Origin of the sequence: Rhodanobacter sp. B05, from assembly GCF_002001085.1 — a bacterium.
GTDB lineage: Bacteria > Pseudomonadota > Gammaproteobacteria > Xanthomonadales > Rhodanobacteraceae > Rhodanobacter.
On record NZ_MUNU01000011.1, the window covers coordinates 19,287 to 40,574 of the forward strand.

Consider the following 21,288-nt stretch of genomic DNA (forward strand, 5'->3'; position numbering starts at 1 on the left):
TTTGTAATCACCGGCCCGGTTTGCGGAAACATCAGCGAGGTCAGAAGGAATGTCTCGTGGAGCCTGCCAATCATCTTCGAACTGATGACTTCACCCGCACGCGCTGGTCGCTGGTGCAACAACTGCGCGCGCCACGCCCCGGCGAGGCGCGCGAGGCGTTGCTGGAGCTCGCGGTGCGCTACTGGTATCCGGTGTATGCCTACGTGCGCCGCTGCGGGCACGCGTCGGAGATCGCACAGGACATCACGCGGGCATTCTTCCAGCACCTCGCCGCCGAGCCCGGCGACGGCGCACTGCCGCAGGGGCGCTTTCGCGACTGGTTGCTGTGGCGGCTCAATACGTTTCTCGCGGGCGACTGGCAGGAGTTGACCGGGAACGACGCGATCGTGATCGCGCCCGCGCTGGAGGACCTGGAGCGGCGCAACCGCGATGACCGTGTGGCGGCTGGCTCGCCGGAGCAGGCCTTCCAGCGCGGCTTCGCGCTGGAGGTGCTGGCACGCGGGTTCAAGCGGCTGCAGTCCGAAGCAGGCCAGACCGGACATCTGGACATGTACGAGGCGCTGGAGCCGTATCTCGCGCACGATCCGCTGCCGGGACAGTACGAGGAGATCGGCCAGCGCCTGGGCATTCGGCCGCTGGCGCTGGTGCTGGCCCTGAAGCGTCTGCGCCAGCGTTTTCGCGAGCTGGTGCAACAGGAGTTGATTGGCACCGTGGCGTCGCCCGAAGCACTGGATGGCGAACAACGGGCGCTGTTCGCGGTGTTGGGCGGGGGAACCCAGGCATGACCGCCGCGCCGTCCGAATCGCTGCCGGGTGCTGCGCGGCCCGACCTGCAAGGATTGGCCGAGCTGGCCTTCGGAAGCCTGAGCCGCTTTGACGATTCCACCCAGGCCCGGCACCTGGCGCTGCTGCACGCGGAGAGCCTGGAGCTCGACCTCACCGATCCGGCGCAGCGCCAGTTCGGCGACTACGAACTGCTGGAGCAGATCGGCGAGGGCGGCATGGGCGTCGTGTACCGTGCGTACCAGCGCTCGCTGGATCGTGAGGTCGCGTTGAAGCTGTTGTCGGCAGGGCCGTGGGCATCGAAGGATTTCATTGCGCGTTTCGAGCGTGAAGCGCAGAACGCCGCGCGAATGCAGCACCCGCACATTGTCACGGTGTTCGAAGCTGGCAGCTTCGAGGGCCTGCACTTCATGAGCATGCGGCTGATCGAGGGACGCAGTCTGTCGGCGCTGCTCAAGAGTGGTGAACGTCTGGCACCGAGGCAGGCGGCGCTGCTGCTGCGCACGGTGGCCGAGGCGGTTGCCTATGCACACAGCGTCGGCGTGTTGCATCTCGATCTCAAGCCCGGCAATGTGCTGATCGACGGGAATGGCGTGGCCCATGTCGCCGACTTCGGCCTGGCCCGAAGGCTGGACGGCAGCACGCTGGCGCTCGACAACGATGAAGTCTCGGGCACACCTTCCTACATGGCGCCGGAGCAGGCGCAGGTGCGCAGCAGCCGGCTCACCACGGCGACCGACGTGTGGGGTCTGGGCGCGATCCTGTATGAACTCCTGACCGGCCAGCCGCCGTTCCGTGCCGACAGCGCGCAGGCGACACTGAAGCTGGTGCTGGAAGGCACCGTGCGCGCGCCGCGCCGCTTGCAACCGTCGGTGTCGCCGGATCTGCAGGCGATCGCGCTGCGTTGTCTGGCCCGCGATACCGCCGAACGATATCCGTCCGCGCGCGCACTCGCCGATGACCTGGTGCGTTACGCGGAAGGACGTCCGGTGCGGGCGCGGCCGCTGAACGCCGTACAGCGTCTGGCACGTTGGTCGCGCCGCGAACCCAAGCTCGCCGCCAGCATTGCCTGCGCGATCGCGGCACTGGTCATCGGCCTGGTCGCCACCAGCGTGCAGTGGCGGCACGCCGGGCAAAACGCGGTGCTGGCGCAGAACAATGCCGATGTCGCCCAGCGCACGCTGTGGAACGCGCGCACCGACGTCTCGCAGCACCAGATGGAACGAGGCGATGCCTATCCGGCGCTCGCCAACGTGGTGGCGAACCTGCGCGAGATGGAGGCCCACGGCGACCGCGACGGCGCCGCGCTCGCGCGCCTGCGCATTGGTACCGTACTTGCGAACGCGCCGCGACTCATCGATGCGATTCCCCTCGGCGATGGCGCGCAGATCACCTCACTGGCGATTTCTCCCGATGGAAAATCCGTTGCCGTCGTCACCGGCGGCCGCACGGTTCACCTGATCGATGTCGCCAGCGGTACGCAACGCTGGCGCGTGGAGGCCACGCCGAATTCGTTCGGAATGACGGCGATGGATTTCAACCAGGCGCCGATGGGAGTGCATTTTTCGGACGACGGGCGGCGCCTGATCTGCCACCCCGAATCGGGTGGTCCGGATAGTGGCATGAACTCCGCACTCTTTCCGCACGACATCGACAGTGCGCTGATTGACGTCGCCGCGGGCACGCTGGTCACGCCGCCGAAGCAATTCGTCGACTTCCTCGCCGTCGACTACACCGCGGATGGCCGCCACGCGCTGCTGTTCGACAGGCACGGCAACGTGCAGCGCTGGCGCACACTGCCGTGGGCTGCAGACGGCGACCTGGCCCATCTCGATGGCAACGTCGTGGCGACATCGGACGGCATCCAGTTGCAGGGCGAGGCGCTGCTCACCGACGATGGCGCAACGATGGTACAGGCCGACGGCGCGAAGCTGGGCTTCCGCAGTTTCGATGCCGGACACATGCGCCCGCAGCATACGTTGAATCTGACCATGGAGCAGGATCGCGCGACCGCCTGGGCGGTGCGTCACGATGGCAGGCAGCTTGCCATCGGCACCACCTCCGGGCAGATCGCGGTATGGGATCTCGACACCGGCAAGACCACGTGGCTGCAAACCCGATTCAACGGATGGATCGCGCGGCTGCGCTTCAGCGCCGATGGCAGCCGCCTGCTCGCAGCTTCCAACGAGCCCAGCGAAATGGGCGTGTTCGACGCACGCACGCTCGCACCGGTCGCCGTGCCGGTCGCCCTCGGCAACGATCTCGACCCCAGCGCCCTGACCGATGTCGATTTCGGGCCGGACGCGTCCACCATACTGACCCGCCATTGGGCGACCAGCGCGATCGTGTGGCACCTGCCGGAACCGGGCTTTCCGCTGTCGGCGCCGGTCGCTTCCGCGCCGCCGATGGTTGCCTACGGCGCGCGCTTCGCGCTGGCAAGCGATGCGCGATCGCACCTGATGGCGAGCGGCGACAACGGCGTGCTCAAGCTGTGGCGCATGCGCTGGACGCCGTTCGACGGACGTACTGCCGCGCCGCTGGTGTCGGACACGTTGCGCTTCGACGGCCGACATCTCGTCTTCGCCGACGGCAAGCGGGTCGGCGTATTCGAGCTCGCGAGCGGCCGCACCGCGGGCAAGACCATCGCGTTGCCCGAAGCACCGACCTATGCCGGGCTGGACGGCAGCGGCACGCGCCTGATCGCCATCGCCGGGCGTGAAATGTCCTGCTGGAACTGGCGTGACGGGACGCGCTGCTGGCCGGTGGTCGCACTGCCGGATTCGCCGCTGCGCCTGGGCGTGGCTGCCGCCGCGCCGGTGCTCGCCGTTGCCACCGGCAGCAACGACAAGGGCGAGTTCTTCGAGGATGTGCGCCTGTTCGATCTTGCCACCGGGCGACCACGTGGCGCGCCGGTTCGCCTGCGCGGTCCGCTCGGCGCGCTGCGCCTGTCCGACGATGGCCGCCGCCTGCTGGTCTTTGAATACCGCAATACCTTCGCGGCGGATTCCAACCTGGTGCGGGTAATCGATACCGACCGAGCGAAGATCGTGCAGAACCTGCTGCACAAGGACAAGACGCACGCGCACATCGTGGATGCACGCTTCGCCGGCGATGGAAGCATCTGGAGCCTGTCCGGCGCGACCGGCTGGGGCGATGGCCCGGACTCGAAGCTCTGGCACTGGGACGCCAGCGGGCAACCCATCGGCAAGCCTGATGAGGTCGATGAGGAATTTGGCCTGCTGGCATTGCCGCACGGGCGCGGCCTGATCGAGACAGGCCAGCCTGTGGTTGAGATTTGGCGGCTGGCATTGCCGCACGAGCGCGGCCTGATCGAGACCGCTGGACCAAGTCTGTTCGCCGGCGCCGTGAAAAAAACGCTGTCCGTGGTGCCGGACGCCCACAACCGCGTCAACGTCGGCGCGATCAGTCCGGACGGCCATCTGCTCGCCCTGGGCTTGCTCGATGGCGTGGGCTTGTTCGACATTGACCGCAACGAACGACTCACGCCGGACCTCAAGCTGCCGCTGCCCAGTCACGACGCAGTGCAGCAGCTTGCGTTCGCGCCGGATGGCTCCCGTTTGATCGGCCGCACCATCGGTGGGCGCTGGTTCCAGTGGCGCATCGTCGCCGACACGCGGCCCGTGGCGCAGATCGAACAAGACCTGCACCTGCGGGATTTCACGGACCGGGGTGACACCGATCAGGGCAGGTCGCCATCGGCGTTGTCGGCCGAACAACGCCGGAAGCTGCGCGCCGCCGATCCAGGGCCTGCGCCGGAGCCGCCCGAAGCGGCTGCGGCTGCCGTGGACAGTGCCGTCGCCGCGCCGGTGGCGGATTCGCGCTACCAACCGCTGAATCTCGATGCGATCGCCAACGTCGAACCGCGCACGCCGATGAATCGGGCCGCGCGCGTGCCGCCGCGCCCGCAGAGTCTGCCGACCCTGCCGCGCGGCCTGCAACGCTACGACGGCGTCGATTTCCTGCTGGGCCGCGCCGTGCAGCTTTCCGGCACCCCGCTGAATCTGCTCAATACCGAGTTTCCCGCGCAGTCGCCGTCGCTGCGGATTGCGCCGCAACGCATCGTCGCGATCGACGCACTGGTTTTCCAGTTCCAATCCGTTGCGGCGGAAACCAGCGCAGTGCGACTGCGTTATGTCGATGGCGGCGAACGGGTGCTCGCGATCCTCGATAACCGCGACACGCGCTCGTTGCTCGACATCCGGCCAACCGGCAGCAGCGGGCGCCGCGTCGGCTGGCTCGGCGAATTTGCCATGGGCCTGCGCGCCTGGGGCTTCGGCGACAGCGGCGAGACGGCGGCGGTGGCGAGCTACGTGGTGCGATTGGAAAACCCCGAGCCAGATCGCCCGGTAGCGGCCATTTCGCTCGAAGCCCCGCCAGCGGCCAGTCCCGGCCTGCTGTTTCTTGCGCTGACCCTGGAGCCTTTCCGACCCGATCGAGCCGTCGTGAGCGCGTCGCAATGAACGACAAAAGGCTGATGCTTGCGCTCCTGCTGTGCGTGCCGTGTGCGTCATGGGCCGCGCAAAACGATGAGCCACCGGATAGCGCCACGCCGACGCCACCACCGAAAACCCTGGCAACCGTCGTGGTAACCGGCACGCATATCCGCGGCGTGGACTTGGAAACCGAACATCCGCTGCAGGTAATCACGAAGAAAGACATCCAGCGCACCGGCCTCACCAGCGTCGCCGACATCGTGCAATCGCTGATCGTCGCGGACGGACAGACGTTGAACCGCAACATCAACAACGGTGGCAACGGTGAACTGACCGTCAACCTGCGCAGCCTTGGCTCCAATCGCACGCTGGTGCTGCTCAACGGCCACCGCTGGGCCTCGGACGTGGATGGCGCGGTGGACCTTTCGGCGATTCCGGTTGCCCTGGTCGAACGCATCGAAGTACTGAAAGACGGCGCTTCGGCCATTTACGGGTCCGATGCGATCGGCGGCGTGATCAACATCATCACCCGGCGCAACTATCAGGGCGCGGAACTTGGCGTTTATTCTGGCCAGACCGATCACGGCGATGGCGCCCGCAGGGAAGCAGACTTCAGCTTCGGCCGCAGCGGCGAAAAATGGAATGCATCGTTCGGGCTGGAGTTCGGTGACGACGATCCGGTCATGGCGGACGCGCGCAGGATCTCATCGGTTCCCATCGTGGGCTTGCCGCTGGGCGCGACCGGCTCGGCGGCGACCCAATATGGGGTGTTCATCGTGCCGAGTTTGGGGCCGGTCACACTGATCCACGGTCGTCCCGGCACGTCCCTGGACGATTTTCGTCCGGTAAACAATGCGGTCGATTCCAATTACGATTACGTACCCTACAACTATCTGCAAACGCCTCAAAAGCGGCGCGCGGCATTCGGTCAATTCCGTTGGGAGTTCTCGCCCGCGCTCGCCTTCAGCGCCGACGCTTTGTTCAACCGGCGCCGTTCTTCGCAACAGCTCGCGCCACCCGTGGTGTTCTTCGGCGAGGATGCTTTCCTCGCCCCCGATCCACAGTCGTTCGTCGTTTCCGCGCAAAACATCTACAACCCGTTCGGTGAGCCGGTGGCGGATGTATTCACGCGATGGGCGGATTCGGCGCCGCGCCGTTTCGAACAAAGCGTCGATACGACACGCCTCCATCTTGGGTTGGACGGGCTGGTCACGCTGTTCGGACGCGACTGGAGCTGGAACGCCGACGCCACCCGGACTCGCGTGTTGCAGAGCGAGTTTGCAGGCCCGTACGTGGACAATGCCAAGCTGGCACTGGCGGTGGGGCCTTCTTTTTACGATACCCAGGGTATCGCGCGTTGCGGTACCCCGGGAGATGTGATTGCCGGCTGCGTTCCCGTGGACTTGTTCACCGGGCCCGGGCGTTTCACCCAGACGATGCTCGATTATCTCGACGTGGACGTCAGCAACCACAAATCCGCGCGCTCGGATTCGCTCGATCTGTCTGCATCCACGACACTGGCGGACCTGACTGCGGGGCCGTTGGGTTTTGCAGCCGGAGTGCAACGGCGGTTGGAGCGCGGTAGCGACGAGCCGGATCCGCTGGTCGTCGCCGGCCTCGCCAATGGCACCGGCGTGAGTTACGGGCCAACGCAAGGCGCTTATGCCGTGAATGAGGCTTACCTCGAATTGGACATCCCGCTACTGAAGGACGCGCCGCTGGCGCGCCAGCTCGGTGTCAACCTCGCCTCGCGTTATTCGGACTATTCCTTGTTCGGGGGGACGGACAACTCGCGTGCGGGATTGCGCTGGAAACCGGTGGACGACCTGCTGGTTCGTTCGACCTGGTCGCAGGGATTTCGCGCCCCGAGCATCTTTGAAGCCTTCGGCGGCACGATCGAGGGCACCGGGGAGGCAGTCAACGACATCTGCGCGACGCAAGCCGGTTACGTGCCGCCGCCCTCTGTTGCCGCCAACTGTCTCGCTCATGGTGTGCCTGCGGGCGTGATTGCCAATGACGGCGTCGAGACCGCCACCGGCGGCAATTCCGCACTGCAGCCGGAAACCTCGCGTTCGCTGACGGCGGGCGTTGTCTACAGCCCGCGATGGATTCCCGGGCTGGACGTCAGCGCCGACTGGTATCGCATCGAAATCCGCAATGCGATCGGCAACCCGGGCGCGCAATTCTTCGTTGACGCCTGCTACGGGCAGAACGATCCCGTGGCGTGCTCGCATCTCACGCGATTTCCGGATGGTCAGCTTGCTCACGTGATTGCCATCGATGAAAACCTGCCCGGCGGAATCGAAACCGAAGGCTGGGATTTCGCGCTGAACTGGAGGCACGCAACGAGTTACGGCGATTTCAATTTGCGCTGGGAAAGTGCCTACGTGGATTACTGGGGCGCCATCGGCAGGCCCGCGTACGGCACATCATTGCCGGACGGTTCGCTGTCGCAGGGCAACGTTGCGGGAAGCAATACCGAGACATACGGTGTGATCTGGCGCATGCGCTCGGTGGCGACGCTTGGCTGGAAACGCGGCAACTGGGAGGCCTCGATTTCCGGGCGCTACTTCTCGCCGATCAAGGAGGATTGCAGCGAAGTCACGTTTGTCGCCGATGAAGTTGCTGACCCGTCACTCAATGCGCTGTGTTCCGACCCGGACCGAATGCTGGACGGAATGCCCGCACCACGCAATCGTGTCGGTGCGGTCACCTACGTGGATCTTGAGGTGGGGTGGGCTGCGCCATGGAAAGGTCGTTTCATGCTGGGCGTACGCAACGCGTTCGATCGCGACCCGCCGGTAGCGTACTCGGCGGCGGGCGCCAATTCGTTCTTCCCCGATTACGACATACCGGGCCGGTTCTGGTGGGCGAGTTACCGGCAGCGGTACTGACGCCGTTGTCCGGTTGCCGATCGACCCATTCGCTCACGGGCGATCGCGCAGCACCGCCCATGTAATCCCTGGCGGCGGATCCCGAACATCAAGGTGAGGGACGCACCCTCGCCGCCGGCAGGATGCCGCGACCCAAATTTCCATGCAGGCCCGTCACGGAAGACCTGCTGCAAGGTTTCAGAGGTGACCATCATGAAACTGCGCATCATCGCAATCGCCATCGCATTCGCCGTGCCCGGGTTCGCTGCGGCCGCCAGCGTCCATACCCTGCCGCCGGTGCATGTCTCTTCAGCCGAAGTGGCGTCCTGTACGCCGCCAGCCGACGCACCGGCCTGCGCGGACTTTCACCTCTGGATTCGCGCGCACTTCTCGAAGCGCGAAATAGGCATGCTTTTCGGCACACGCACGTCCTATCCGGAAAACCTGACCGGCGGGATCGATCGCCTGCAGAAACGCTATCAGGCATTGACGCAGGAGTACGTCGCACAGGTGAACGCGGCGAGCGGGCAGTTCGCCGCCAAGTGAGCCTGACTGCAAATCGGCACCGATACGCCCCGCCAAAGCGGGGCGTGTCGCATGTCGTCGATGATGTCGCGTGGCACAGGATGGCATCATGAGGATCATCATGGGGGTATCCGATCACTGATATGGCGGCAGCGATTGCTGTACGTTCCCGGGTGAATGCGGGGACAACCCTCACGCCTCACGCCTCACGCCGACCCAGCCGCGAGCCGGTCAATAGATGGCAAGTGGGTCGCGAGCACCGACGTCAGCCGGTCAATTGCTGCGGCACTCGTGCCGGCGGAAGCTTCCCATTACCAGATCAGGTCGTCAGGCACTTCGAACCGTCGGTAGTATTCATCGTCCGGGTCATCGTCATTCCCGGTTTCGCTCTGGCCGTGGTCGAGCACGATCACCGTGGCGTCGCGTTCGCGTACCTTGTCGGCAGCCACGCGGGGCAGCAGCTCGTAGCCAGGGTCATGGCGCACGATCACCAGCGTGCCGGCGGCCAGTTGCGCACGCAGCGCCGCGTTCACCAGCACGTCCCTGATCGCGTCGCCATCGGTGAAACGATAGGCGATCTCGCCCTCGCGCTTCACCTTGTGCGCCTCGACGATCTGCCGAACCTGCGCGTGCGCTTCATTGGCACGCACCTGCGTATTGCGCTCCGCCGCCAGCGCGCGATCGCGCTCGGTCTTCTCCGCCTGCAGCCGCTTCGCCTCGACCTGCTCGGCACTGGGTGGCGCTGGCGTCTTGCCCTTGTGGTTCTTCGCCTGCTCGCGCACCACCTGCGCCGCCCTGGTTTTGTTGACCAGGCCGGCCTTGAGCAGTTGTTCTTGCAGGGGATTGCGCATGCAGGGGCGGTGGAGGAGCTGGCGGGATTGCGGACGGTGATTGTAGCGCGGGTGCCTGCGGCCATCCGATGACAAATAACAGCATCCGCGTATTCATTGCTCATCGTGACCAGTACTTTTGTACGAGCCAGGCCGGTGCGACGTCTGCTATCGGCCAGTTACTCGCTGATTTCGCGGGCTTGATTTGATTTCATATTTCCATAACTATGGAAACATGAAATCCGAAAACGCACTCACGTGCCTCAACGCTCTGGCCCAGGAGCATCGCTTGAACGTTTTTCGCCTGCTGGTCCAGGCTGGCGAGGCGGGCATGGCCGTGGGCGAGCTCGCCGGGGCGACAGGCCTGGCGGGAGCCACGCTGACCAATCATCTGCACATCCTGCGTCGTGCGGGAATGGTCAGTGACGAGCGGCGAGGCCGCGTGATCCTGTGCCGTGCGAACTACAAGCAGATGAATGCACTGCTGGGCTTCCTCACGGAGAACTGCTGCGCGAGTTCAGAGGACCCCAGTTGTTGCGAGCCCGTGGCTGTATGCAAACCCACACGGCGGAAGGTATGAAACGCATCCTGTTCGTCTGCATCGAAAATTCCAATCGCAGCCAGATGGCCGAAGCGTTCGCGCACATCCATGGCGGGGATCGGGTGGAAGCCTTGAGTGCAGGATCGCGCCCCTCCGGGCTGATCAATCCGAAGGCCGTCCGGTTCATGGCTGAACTGGGCTACGACTTGACGAAGCATGCCTCCAAGTCGCTCGGCGAAGTTGAGGGCGAGTTCGACGCCGTGATCACGATGGGCTGTGGCGACGAATGCCCCTGGGTGCCGACCATGCGTCGGGAGGACTGGGGCCTGCCTGATCCGAAGCACATGGATGATGACGCCTATCGCGCGGTTCGCGACGACATTGCGTCCCGCGTCCGAACCCTGCTGGCGACGCTCTGATGAACCTCTGGCGCAAATTGCTGGCGGAATTCATCGGCACCTCGCTGCTGCTGGCCACGGTGGTTGGCTCAGGCATCATGGGAGTGGCCCTTGCGAACGGGAACAACGCGATCGCTCTGCTGGCGAATGCCGCCGCGACAGCCTGCGTCCTTTACGTCCTTGTCGAGCTGTTTGCACCGATCTCGGGTGCGCATTTCAACCCGGTGGTCACGCTGGTCATGCGCATGCATGGCGAGATCGGCAATCGCGATGCACTGGCCTATGTCGTGGTGCAACTGGTCGCTGCGGTAGCGGGGGTGATGCTTGCCCACCTCATGTTCAACCTGCCGCTGATCCAGCTCGGCATACACGTTCGCGCTGGGCTGCCGCAGTGGATCAGCGAAGCTGTGGCTACCTTCGGGCTGATGCTGACCATCCTGCTTGGTCGCCGTCACCGGCCGGCGGCTGTCCCGGCCCTGGTGGCAAGCTACATCTTCGCCGCCTACTGGTTCACCGCGAGCACATCCTTCGCGAACCCGGCCGTGACACTTGCACGCGCGTTGACCCAGACGTTTGCAGGCATACGGCCGCAAGATGTCACTGGCTTTGTGCTCGCACAGATTGTTGGTGCCGTGCTGGGTTACGCAGTGGCTGTCGCACTGCGTGCATTTGCGCAAGAGCCGTCCCCAGCGACAACCTGAGCCGCCAGGATTGTCGCAACCTGATCTTTGGTTTGGCCGAAAGCGGACTGGCCAATCAGTCCGCGATATCCGGCTCGAAGAAACTCCAGCGCACGTCGTCGAACTCGGTTTTCATCGCTGCCTCAACGGCATTGATCGCGTCGATCAGGGCGCGGTCGCTGGCGACCGGCTGCATGCGCGCCTTCACTGCCACCATCACGTCGGGACCCATCTGCAGGGTGATCAGGTTCAGCACTTCGGCGACTTCGGGGCGGCTTTTGAGAAACGCCATCAATTCGTCGCGACGGCGCGGTTCCATGCCCTGGCCGATCAGCAGCGCCTTGACCTCGATCGCCACCAGCACGGCCACCACGATCAGCAGGACACCGATCGCGATGGTGCCGGCGGCGTCGAACATCAGGTTGCCCGTGAGCATGGTCAGGCCGATCGCCAGCGCGGCCACGCACAGGCCGATCAGCGCGGCGAGGTCTTCGCCGAAGATCACCAGCAGTTCGCTGGAACGGGTTTCGCGGAACCACGTCCACAGGCTCTGCGTGCCGCGTGCCTTGTTGACCTCTTGCATGCAGCCGCGCATCGAGAAGCTTTCGGCGACGATGCCGAATACCAGCACGCCGAGCGCCAGCCACGGCCATTTCAGCGGTTCGGGATTCGTGAGCTTGTGCACGCCTTCATAGATCGAGAACATGCCGCCGACGCTGAACAGCAGGATGGCGACAAGGAACGACCAGAAGTACAGGGCGCGGCCCCAGCCGAGCGGGAATTCATCCGACGGCGGGCGCCTGGCCTGGCGGATGCCGAGCAGCAGCAGGCCCTGGTTGCCGCAGTCGGCCAGCGAGTGCACGGCCTCGGCCATCATCGCGCCGGAGCCGGTGACGACGGCGGCGAACAGCTTGGCCACGAAGATGGCGAAGTTGGCACCCAGCGCGAGCAGGATCGCCTTGATCGGGTTGGCGTGACCAGATGACATGCAGCTTCAATCCACGGGAATCAGCTGTGCAGTCTACCGAGCCCGCGGACTGGTTTGCACGCCGTCAACGGATGCCGACACCCACGCCGACGCCGAACCTGAAATTGCTGCGGCCTTTGCTCATTTCTTCCGGCGTCCATACGTGCGACTGCGTCACGTCGACCAGCGGAAACATATAGTCGGCCTCGCCCACCTTGCCGGCGCGGGTGCCGTTGAGCTTGCCGTCGACCGTCATCAGTGCCCCGGAAGGATAGTTAAGTGGTTCGATGTAGCCGTGCAGCACCGCGATGAAACGGCCGCCGCCGCTGTCGTTCGCACGGGGTCGCTGCGACGAGTCCAGCGGATAGCCCAGCAACTCGATTTCGCTGTGGTCCGCGAAGTTGCTCACGTGGACGATGCGCCCGCCCCAGACCACTTCGTTGCCGCTGAAATGTTCGGGGGTCTGTGCCACCTGCGCCGGCGTGGCGACCGCGGCCGCGCCGCTGGTCTTGTAGATCGGTGCTGGAGCGCACGCGGCCAGGGCGAACAGGGCGACGGGCAGGACGAGCCGGATCAATGTCGAGGCGAGGCGGGTGCGCATGATCTTGGCTCCTGGTCGGACGCTGGCGGATGGGTTCAGCTTAGCGGCGGTTCGGCGTCCGCGGTAGTCGCGAGGCGGGCAACGGGCTGGGCGTGTTCAGTTGGCTGCCGGCTTCGTCCAGCAGCCAGTCCAGCTTCCACTCGGCCGGGCGATCCTGCGCGAGCAGACTGGCCAGCGCACGCAGCGGTTCGCGCAAGGCGTCGTCGAGGTTCCACGGCGCATTGAGGATCACCATGCCCGAACCGTTGAGGCGCAGCGGCGTATCGTCCGGATGCACCAGCAGCTCGGCACGCAGGATGCGCTTGACGCCGCTGTGCTGCAGGCGGCGCAGGAACGGCTGCACCTGGCTGCGCAGCTTGATCGGGTACCACACGGCGTAGATGCCGGTGGGCCAGCGTTCAAGGGCCGGTTTCAGCGCCTGCTCGATCAGCTTGTATTCGGCATCCTGTGCCTCATACGGCGGGTCGATCAGCACCAGACCGCGTTTTTCCTTCGGCGGCAGCAAGGCCTTCAACGCCTCGTAACCGTCACGCTGGTGCACGTGCACCAGCGGGTTGCCGCGGAACAGATCGCGCAGCTTGCAGGCCTCTTCCGTGTGCAGCTCGCACAGCTGTGCGCTGTCGCCGGGACGCAGCAGGCGAGCCACCTGCAGTGGCGAGCCGGGGTAACGTTTCAGGCCTTGCGCATTGTCGCTGCTGTCCAGGATGCTGGCGCGCCAGCGCTGCAGCAGCGGCGGCACCTTCTCGGCCGGGTGCAGGCGCGCGATGCCGTCCTTGTGCTCGCCGGTCTTGCCCGCCTCGAAGCCATCCAGCGGATAGTTGCCGCTGCCGGCATGGGTGTCGATGTAGCAGAACGGCGTCGGCTTGGCCTGCAGCGATTCGATCAACGCCAGCAGCACGGTATGTTTCAGCACATCGGCGAAATTGCCGGCGTGATAGGCATGGCGGTAATTCATGGCGTTCACGATGGGCGGGGAGGTCAAGTATAGATGCGTCGACGCCACGCTCTGGGGCCTGCATCACAGCGCGATGCGACTTTGCACGTCGGTGGGCGCAGGCGTCGTGCGTTGCGGGATGCGGTTGGGCTTGCGCGGGAATGACGGGGTCGATGTTCCGGCCGATCTCCCGAGGTCGGAACCCGCTGGACCCGCCTCCAGAGTTGAAGATCGAAGGATGCGGCGATACCCTCCCGGCATGATTGTCTCGCTGGGCAGGCTCGCCCGATCCCGGGGTCTTCGGACCCTGGCGGTGCTGGCGTGGCTGATGCTGGTCAGCAGCTCCCTCGCCGCGGCGCCGATGGCGATGGGCATGCATGGAAGCGCCGCGCATGCGATGGTGGCGACCGGCGTCATCCTTCACCATGGTTCGGCACGTTCGAACCATCCTGCCGCAAGCATGTCCGATCACGCCTGCTGCGGCGATCGGATGGCGCAAGGCTGCCACTGTCATTCCGTGTGCGGCAGCGTGCTGCACTCGGTGACCGTCGTCGTTCCGGCGCCGGTGCTTTTTGTCGTCGTTTACGGATCGCCATCCACGGTCCGCGCGCCTTCGCCGAACACGGCGGCGCCCTTGCGGCCGCCCCTGGCCTGATTCTCTCCGCCGCTCCGGGACAGCCTGTTTCCGGCCCGTCGTCGACAGCCCGTCGCGACCTGCATCGCTGCGATGCGTGTTTCCGTGGATCGAATCATGAAACCTCTTTCTCCTTCGGCGATCGACCGCTCGCGTCGACGCTTCGTGCAAGGCGTGACCCTGGGCGGCGCGGTTGCCGGCCTGGGCCTGTTGAGTTCGTCCCGGGCCTGGGCGGTCGGCCGCGATGCGCCGGTGGCGGGCTCGTTCCATCCGCATGTGCTCAGCGGCACCGAATTCGCGCTGGACATCGCGCAATCGCCGGTCAACTACACCGGCGCCGCCCGGCTCGCCACGACCGTCAACGGCAGCGTTCCCGGCCCGATCCTGCGCTGGAAGGAAGGCAGCGTGGTCACCTTGCGCGTGAGCAATCGCCTGCGCGTGCCGACCTCGATCCACTGGCACGGCATCATCCTGCCGTTCCGGATGGATGGCGTACCCGGGATCAGCTTCGACGGCGTCGCGCCGGGCGAGACCTTTGTCTACCGCTTTCCGGTGCGCCAGTCCGGCACCTACTGGTACCACTCGCACAGCGGCTTCCAGGAGCAGGTCGGGCTGTATGGCCCGATCGTGATCGAGCCGGCCGGGCCGGAGCGCTACCCGAGTGACCGCGACTACGTGGTGATGCTCAGCGATTGGACGGACGAAAATCCCTCTCGGATCCTGGCCAGGCTGAAGAAGCAGGGCGACTACTACAACCGTGCCCGGCCGACGGTGCCGGACTTCTTCCGCGATGTGCGCGACCAGGGTCTGCACCAGGCCCTGGCCATGCGCAGGATGTGGAACGAGATGCGCATGAATCCGACCGATTTCAGCGACGTCTCCGGCTACACCTATACCTATCTGATGAACGGCACGGCGCCGGCCGGCAACTGGACCGGCCTGTTCAAGCCCGGCGAGAAGATCCGCCTGCGCTTCATCAACGGTTCGTCGATGAGCATCTTCGACGTGCGTATTCCGGGCCTGAAGATGACGGTGATTTCCGCCGATGGCCAGGACGTCGAGCCGGTGCCGGTCGACGAGTTCCGCATCGCGGTGGCCGAAACCTGTGACGTGATCGTCGAGCCTCAGGAGGATCGCGCCTACACGCTGTTCGCGCAGTCGATCGACCGCAGCGGCTATGCGCGCGGCACGCTCGCGCCGCGCCCCGGCATGCAAGCGGAAGTGCCCGGGCTCGACCCCATCCACTGGCTGACCATGCAGGACATGATGGGCACGATGGCCATGGGCGATGCCGGGCATGGCGATACTCACGGCACGAATCACGACGGCATGGCCATGGGTGACGCCCCGCTGGTGCGCCATGCCCGCACCGAATACCACAACCCCGGCGTCGACATGCACGTCGACATGCCACGCAACAACCTCGACGATCCGGGCAGCGGCCTGCGTGACAACGGTCGCCGCGTGCTGACCTATGCCGACCTGCACACGATCGGTGGTTCGCTGGACCCGCGCGAACCCGGCCGCGAGATCGAGCTGCACCTGACCGGCAACATGGAACGCTACATGTGGTCGTTCGACGGGGTGAAGTTCGCCGATGCCCGGCCGATCCACTTCAACAGCGGCGAGCGGCTGCGCATGGTGCTGGTCAACGACACCATGATGAACCACCCGATCCACCTGCACGGCATGTGGAGCGAACTGGAGAATCCCGACGGACAGTTCCAGGTGCGCAAGCACACCATCAACGTGCAGCCCGCGCAGCGCATCAGCTATGCGGTGAGCGCCGACAACCTCGGCCGCTGGGCGTACCACTGCCACATGCTGTATCACATGGAAGTGGGCATGATGCGCGAGGTGGTGGTGTCATGAGGACGCGCCTTCGATTCATTTGCCTTCCCCTGACTCGCCCGGTGTTGCTGACGGCGTGGCTGCTGGCGTTGCCATGGCTGGCCACGGCGCAGAGCGTGCCCGCGTCCGGCAGCACGTCGTCGATGGGCATGAGCGCGATGCCGCAGATGGATCACGGCGACATGCCCGGCATGGCGATGCCGGCTGCCGCAAGCAGGGCGGCGAAACCGGCGACGACCGTGCCCGCCACGCAGGCCGGGAAGAAACCTGTTCCCGTGCCTTCGACACAGGCCTCCCACGACATGGATGACATGGACCACGGCAGCATGCCAGGCATGGATCACGGCGCGAAGCCGGCCACGCCGATGGGGCCGATGCAGGGCGGCAATCCGCCGCCGAATGCGCGCAGTCCCGATTATTCCGATGGACTCGACTACGGTTCCATGCAAGGCATGGAGATGGCCGACAAGCTCTCGCTCGGCATGCTGCTGATCGACCGGCTGGAAGCGTTCCACGGCCGCGATGGCGATGGCCAGAGCTGGGAGGCCGAGGGTTGGTATGGCGACGACGGCAACAAGTTGTGGCTGCGCAGCGAAGGCGAGCATAGCCGCGGCAAGCTCGACGACGGCGATCTGGAGGCGTTCTGGAACCACGCCGTCGCCGCCTACTGGAGCACCCAGCTGGGTGCCCGTCAGGATCTGGGTGAAGGGCCCGGCCGCAGCTGGGCCGCGCTCGGTGTGCAAGGCCTGGCGCCGTATCGGTTCGAGCTGGAAGCGACCGCCTATGCCGGGGCTTCCGGCCGGACGGCGGGGCGCCTGCGGGTCGACTACGAGTTGCTGTTCACCCAGCGCCTGATCCTGCAGCCGGAACTGGAGGCCAACTTCTATGGCAAGGACGATCCGCAGCGGCGCATCGGCCGTGGTCTCTCCGACGTCCAGTTCGGCTTGCGGCTACGCTATGAGGTGCAGCGCCAGTTCGCACCGTATATCGGGGTGAACTGGGTGCGTCGCATCGGCACCACGGCCGACTACGCGCGGCAGGATCATCAACCCGTGCTCGACCGGCAGATCGCGGTCGGCGTTCGCATCTGGTTTTGAGGGCAGACACCGTGAAACAGCACATCAAGCACTGCAGCATCGCCGTCGTCGCCGTCCTGATCATCCTTGCCGCTGGCGCGGGCGTGTTCGTGTACTCCGGCGTCTACAACATCGGCGCCGACGACCACCACACCAGGCCGGTCTTCGCGATCATGCAAACCCTGCGCGAACACTCCATCCATGCGCGTTCGAAAGACCTCACCGTGCCCGACCTCGATGACCCGCAACTGATACTGAAAGGTGCCGGGCAGTACGCGGCGATGTGCACCGAATGCCATCTCGCTCCGGGCAGACTGGATTCGGAAATTCGCCCCGGCCTGTACCCGCAGCCGCCGAACCTGTCGCAGGTACGAATCGATCCGAAGGATGCATTCTGGGTGATCAAGCACGGCATCAAGATGAGCGCGATGCCGGCGTGGGGTGGCAGCCACGACGACGCCACGATCTGGAGCATGGTGGCGTTCCTGCAGAAACTGCCCGATCTCACGCCGGCGCAATACCAGGACATCGTGGCGCGGGCGCCGCCGGACGAGGATATGGACGGAGGCCACAGCCACGGCAGTGCCGATGCGCACGGCGCGGCGGACATGCCGGGCATGCAGATGCCCGCCCAACCGGCGATCAAGGATTCCACTCGCGATGCCACCACCGAGAACAGGCCCCCGCAGCATGAGCACTGAAGTGATCCTGCAGAGTACCTTGACCTGCCCGCATTGCGGCCATCAGGTCACCGAGACGATGCCGACCAACGCCTGCCAGTTCTTTTACGACTGCGCCGGGTGTGGCGAACTGTTGCGGCCCAAACCCGGTGATTGCTGCGTGTTCTGCTCGTACGGCAGCGTGCCGTGCCCGCCGGTGCAGCAACAGAAGCGCTGCTGCGGATAGCAGCCTCCGACGTCTGCGCCCGGCCGTCTGGACGGCTGTGATCGCCATGTGCGTCACGCGAACAGGTTCCTCGCGGGCCGCCAGCCTGCGCGCTCATTCCACCATGCTGTGGCTTTCGCTGGTGCCGAGCAGTTCGGGTTGCGTCGTGCCGCGTTGCTTGCGATTCAGCAGCGGATGCATGAACACCGCGGCCAGAATCACCACCACGCCGGCGTAGAACCAGCCGTCCAGCTCGTGCTGCTCACCCAAGAGCACGATCGCCAGCACGATCGCGTAGACCGGCTCCAGGTTGGTCACCATCTGGGTGCCGAATGCGCTCATGTGGCGCAGCGCCACCAGCGCCAGCGAGAACGGCAGCAAGGTGCAGCCGAACGACAGCGCCAGCAGCAACAGTGCGTCGTGCAGATCGGGCAGCACGAAGGCCGGCCCGGTGTGCGGCAGCAGCGGCGCCAGCGCGGTGAGGAAGAGCGTGCCGGTACCCAGCTCGATGAAGGTCACCACCAGCGGGTCGCCGTGTTCCACCAGCCGCTTGTTGAGCGAGCCGAAGAACGCCACGAACAGCGCCGACAGCACGCCCACCGCGATGCCCAGGCGCATGTCGTGTGGCACGCCGCCCACCACCATCATCACGCCCGGCACCACCGCCACGCCGATCATCAGCTCGCGCGGATCGAACTTGCGTTTGGCGATCCACGGCTCGATGAAGGCCAGGAACACCGGCCCCAGCGCGATGCAGGTGGCACCGACGGAAGCGTTCGACAGCTTGATCGCGGCGTAGAAACTCAGCCAGTGCAGCGACACCAGCACGCCGATGCCGGCATACGCCCAGATCAGCCGCGCCGGCATCGCGCGCAGCCCGCGCCAGACCCGCGGCATCAGCAGCAGCGCGGCGACCACCAGCAGCATGCGCCACCACACCAGCGGCAATGCCGGCAAGGTGATCAGCTTGCCGAGGATCGCGGTGAAGCCCCACAACAACACGCAGAAATGAATCTGCAGGCGGGCCAGGTTGGCAGGTTGCATGGGGGCATCGCGCGGGGAGATGCCGCATTCTAGCGCCGGCCACCGCGCTCCGGCGGGTTACCCGGATTTGTGTCTGGCCGACGGCATCATCCGCCCGGAACTGCGCAACTGCTGCAGCACGGCGCGGCAGGTGTTGTCGCCGTCGTTGTCGTGGCTGGGTGCAACCAGGGCGAGCAGGGCGGCGGCCGGCGCGGCGACCACGCCCAGCGCGACCGCACCGGCACCGCGCAGCAGCAGCGGTCCTTTGTGCACACCGGCATCGGGCTGCTTCAGTGTGCCCTTGACGTACAGCGGCGAGCGCAGCGAGAAGATGCGCACGCCCTTGGTATGCGGCTGCACGTCGAGGTCGAGCTGCTCGGTCGACATGTTCACCGTGCCGGTGACGTTGATCACCGCGTCGTCGGTATCGAATACGAACAGGCGCATGTCGAACAGGCCGTTCGTCGCCGTCATGTCGGTCGCGGCGCAATTGATCTTCACCGTCTTGTCGCCGAACAGTTTGCCGATGACGATATTGCCCACGTTGAGGCCGGCGGTTTCCAGCAGGGTCTTGCTGATCGCACCGTCGTTCATCAGCAGCTTCAGCTCGCCGTTGGCGCTGCCGAGCAGGGCGGCGACGGAGTTGCCCTGGGCGGTGAGGTCGGCGTCGCCGTTGATCTCGCCGAAGCTGGTGCGCATCGGTTCGAAGGTGGGGAACAACTGCTTGAGCTTGAGATGGCGCGCATCGAGTTTCAGCACGCCTCGCATCGGGGCCCGGCTGCCGTCCAGGGTGATGTTGCTGCGCACCTTGCCGCCGGCGAGTCCGAAACTCAGCGGGTCCAGGTACAGCGCACCGTTGTTCATGACGAGGTGGGCGCTCAGCGATTCGATCGGCAGCGCCTTGCCGCGCACGATCCGCGCGCCGGTGAAGGTCACATCCGCGTCCATCGCCTGCCAGCGGTCGGTGCGGAACGGCTCGACCGGCAGCAGCTTGTCCGCGGGTTGGGGCGTGCCGTCGCCGCGCTGCTTTTTGTCGGCGCTGGAATCGGCGCCGATCAGTGGTGCCAGGTCGGCGAACTGCAGCAACTTCGAATGGAGATCGCCGCTCAATTTCGGCCGCGCACCGCCAGTGACGAACAACAGGTTGCCGGCCAGGTCGCTGCCGCCGACGCGGCCGCGGAAATCCTGATAGCTGTAGCGGCTGCCCTTGCGGCCCAGCGTGGCCTTCAGGTGGCCTTCGGTGGCATAGGGCGGCGTGTCTGGCAGGGTGATGCCGATGAGCGGGTAGAGTCTGGCCATGCTGGAGCCGGAGAACCATAGCCGCACGTCGAGTGCGCCCAGATGCAGCGGGTCGGTCAAGGTGCCGACCAGGGCGATGTGGCTGTCGCCGATATGCACGTCGGCCTGCAGGGGAAATGGCTTGCTGGTGTCCTGCAGGGCAAGCACGGCGCCGAGCTTGCCTTGGCCGGTGAGGGCGTTGCCCTGGTAGTTGCCGGTGGCGTTCCAGGCGAACTGGTAGTTGATGGATGTGTTCGACTTTTGCGGCTTTTCATCGGCACCGGCCAACACCTTGCTGGCGACAGCGCCGGCGGTCTTGCCCGCCTGTTCGCGCGCGGCGCTGGTTTGTTGCGCCACGATCTGGTCGTAGGGAATGGCCACTTGCAGCGGCGTCACGCTGACCTTGAGTTTCGTGCGCGTGGCGGCGTCATCAAGGCTGATGACACCGCGATCGAAACCGACCGAGCCGATGTCCAGATGCCAGGTCGATGGTGTCGAATCCTGCGGCAACGTGAAATCCCAGCTGGCCCGCCCCTGCCTGTCGCGCTCCAGGTCGACCTTGGGGTGCACCAGTTGCACCGACGGCACCTCGATGCGGTGCGCCAGCAGTGCAAGCGGAGACAGGCGGAAGTGCAGGGCGTCCAGCTGGGCGAATTGCGGTTGTGCGGCCCAGTCCGGATTGGCGATACGGACATCGCGCGCGGTGAACTCGGGCCAGGGCAGCAGCGAGCCGAGCCAGCTGCCGTTGCGGTCGCGCCGCCAGTCCAGGGTGAGGTCGCCGTCTATCGCGAACGGCCGGCCGATGGCCTGGCTCACCTTGTTGTCGATGAACGGCCGCGCGCGATTCCAGCTGAAGGAGGCGATCACCGCCAGCAACAGCACGACCAGCGCCAGCAAGGCGCTGGCGATCAGGACCAGTAACCTGGGGCCTCGCTTCATGGGCTCGCTCCGCGTTC

17 protein-coding genes and 1 pseudogene are annotated in these 21,288 nt (G+C 65.6%); 12 read left to right on the top strand and 6 right to left on the bottom strand.

Annotated features, from left to right (window positions below):
• Positions 1-56: 56 nt before the first annotated feature.
• From B0E47_RS04990 to B0E47_RS05005, 4 genes are all read left to right on the top strand, one after another.
• On the top strand, positions 57-785 hold the full coding sequence (locus B0E47_RS04990) for a hypothetical protein (RefSeq protein WP_077512911.1): 729 nt from the start codon (positions 57-59) through the stop codon (positions 783-785).
• Positions 782-5,263, top strand: coding sequence for a serine/threonine-protein kinase (locus B0E47_RS04995; RefSeq protein WP_077512912.1), 4,482 nt, complete (start codon positions 782-784; stop codon positions 5,261-5,263). The genes B0E47_RS04990 and B0E47_RS04995 overlap by 4 nt, the downstream gene beginning before the upstream one ends.
• On the top strand, positions 5,260-8,130 hold the full coding sequence (locus B0E47_RS05000) for a TonB-dependent receptor (RefSeq protein ID WP_077512913.1): 2,871 nt from the start codon (positions 5,260-5,262) through the stop codon (positions 8,128-8,130). Before B0E47_RS04995 ends, B0E47_RS05000 begins: the two co-directional genes overlap by 4 nt.
• A gap of 192 nt (positions 8,131-8,322) precedes the next feature.
• Positions 8,323-8,655 (top strand): hypothetical protein, encoded by a 333-nt coding sequence (locus B0E47_RS05005; RefSeq protein WP_139351346.1) that lies wholly within the window; start codon positions 8,323-8,325, stop codon positions 8,653-8,655.
• Between the two features lie 290 nt (positions 8,656-8,945).
• Here the strand turns inward: B0E47_RS05005 and B0E47_RS05010 are convergent, their stop codons facing one another.
• Positions 8,946-9,485, bottom strand: coding sequence for a DUF2058 domain-containing protein (locus tag B0E47_RS05010; protein ID WP_077512915.1), 540 nt, complete (start codon positions 9,483-9,485; stop codon positions 8,946-8,948).
• Positions 9,486-9,699: 214 nt separating this feature from the next.
• Here B0E47_RS05010 and B0E47_RS05015 point away from each other — a divergent pair, with 214 nt between their 5' ends.
• From B0E47_RS05015 to B0E47_RS05025, 3 genes are read left to right on the top strand one after another with little or no spacing between them, the layout of a single operon-like run.
• Positions 9,700-10,044 (top strand): metalloregulator ArsR/SmtB family transcription factor, encoded by a 345-nt coding sequence (locus tag B0E47_RS05015; RefSeq protein WP_077512916.1) that lies wholly within the window; start codon positions 9,700-9,702, stop codon positions 10,042-10,044.
• Complete coding sequence (locus tag B0E47_RS05020; RefSeq protein ID WP_077512917.1) at positions 10,041-10,424, top strand: arsenate reductase ArsC; 384 nt, start codon at positions 10,041-10,043, stop codon at positions 10,422-10,424. Before B0E47_RS05015 ends, B0E47_RS05020 begins: the two co-directional genes overlap by 4 nt.
• Positions 10,424-11,104 (top strand): aquaporin, encoded by a 681-nt coding sequence (locus tag B0E47_RS05025; RefSeq protein ID WP_077512918.1) that lies wholly within the window; start codon positions 10,424-10,426, stop codon positions 11,102-11,104. Before B0E47_RS05020 ends, B0E47_RS05025 begins: the two co-directional genes overlap by 1 nt.
• Positions 11,105-11,159: 55 nt before the next feature.
• Here B0E47_RS05025 and B0E47_RS05030 read toward each other — a convergent pair whose 3' ends face one another.
• From B0E47_RS05030 to rlmJ, 3 genes are all read right to left on the bottom strand, one after another.
• Entirely contained in the window at positions 11,160-12,071 is a 912-nt protein-coding gene (locus B0E47_RS05030; RefSeq protein ID WP_077512919.1) for a cation diffusion facilitator family transporter, read from the bottom strand.
• A 64-nt stretch (positions 12,072-12,135) separates the two neighbouring features.
• Entirely contained in the window at positions 12,136-12,651 is a 516-nt protein-coding gene (locus tag B0E47_RS05035) for a Slp family lipoprotein (RefSeq protein WP_077512920.1), read from the bottom strand.
• Positions 12,652-12,691: 40 nt separating this feature from the next.
• The gene (gene rlmJ, locus B0E47_RS05040) at positions 12,692-13,606 is read right to left on the bottom strand and encodes a 23S rRNA (adenine(2030)-N(6))-methyltransferase RlmJ (RefSeq protein WP_077512921.1); all 915 of its coding nucleotides are present in this window, start codon (positions 13,604-13,606) and stop codon (positions 12,692-12,694) included.
• Positions 13,607-13,844: 238 nt separating this feature from the next.
• On the opposite strand from rlmJ, the gene B0E47_RS05045 reads away from it, so the two are divergent.
• From B0E47_RS05045 to B0E47_RS05065, 5 genes and pseudogenes are all read left to right on the top strand, one after another.
• Positions 13,845-14,240, top strand: a complete 396-nt coding sequence (locus B0E47_RS05045; RefSeq protein ID WP_139351347.1) for a hypothetical protein — start codon at positions 13,845-13,847, stop codon at positions 14,238-14,240.
• A 96-nt stretch (positions 14,241-14,336) separates the two neighbouring features.
• Positions 14,337-16,091, top strand: coding sequence for a copper resistance system multicopper oxidase (locus B0E47_RS05050; protein ID WP_077512923.1), 1,755 nt, complete (start codon positions 14,337-14,339; stop codon positions 16,089-16,091).
• Positions 16,088-17,167 (top strand): copper resistance protein B, encoded by a 1,080-nt coding sequence (locus B0E47_RS05055; protein WP_174566955.1) that lies wholly within the window; start codon positions 16,088-16,090, stop codon positions 17,165-17,167. Before B0E47_RS05050 ends, B0E47_RS05055 begins: the two co-directional genes overlap by 4 nt.
• 11 nt (positions 17,168-17,178) lie before the next feature.
• Positions 17,179-17,772, top strand: a pseudogene (locus B0E47_RS05060) (cytochrome c); the annotation flags it as partial.
• 64 nt (positions 17,773-17,836) lie between these two features.
• On the top strand, positions 17,837-18,052 hold the full coding sequence (locus tag B0E47_RS05065; RefSeq protein WP_077512924.1) for a GDCCVxC domain-containing (seleno)protein: 216 nt from the start codon (positions 17,837-17,839) through the stop codon (positions 18,050-18,052).
• A 93-nt stretch (positions 18,053-18,145) separates the two neighbouring features.
• Here the strand turns inward: B0E47_RS05065 and B0E47_RS05070 are convergent, their stop codons facing one another.
• Together B0E47_RS05070 and B0E47_RS05075 are read right to left on the bottom strand one after the other, a co-directional pair.
• Complete coding sequence (locus tag B0E47_RS05070; RefSeq protein ID WP_077512925.1) at positions 18,146-19,075, bottom strand: DMT family transporter; 930 nt, start codon at positions 19,073-19,075, stop codon at positions 18,146-18,148.
• Between the two features lie 57 nt (positions 19,076-19,132).
• Positions 19,133-21,271, bottom strand: a complete 2,139-nt coding sequence (locus B0E47_RS05075; protein ID WP_077512926.1) for an AsmA family protein — start codon at positions 21,269-21,271, stop codon at positions 19,133-19,135.
• Between the last annotated feature and the right edge of the window lie 17 nt (positions 21,272-21,288).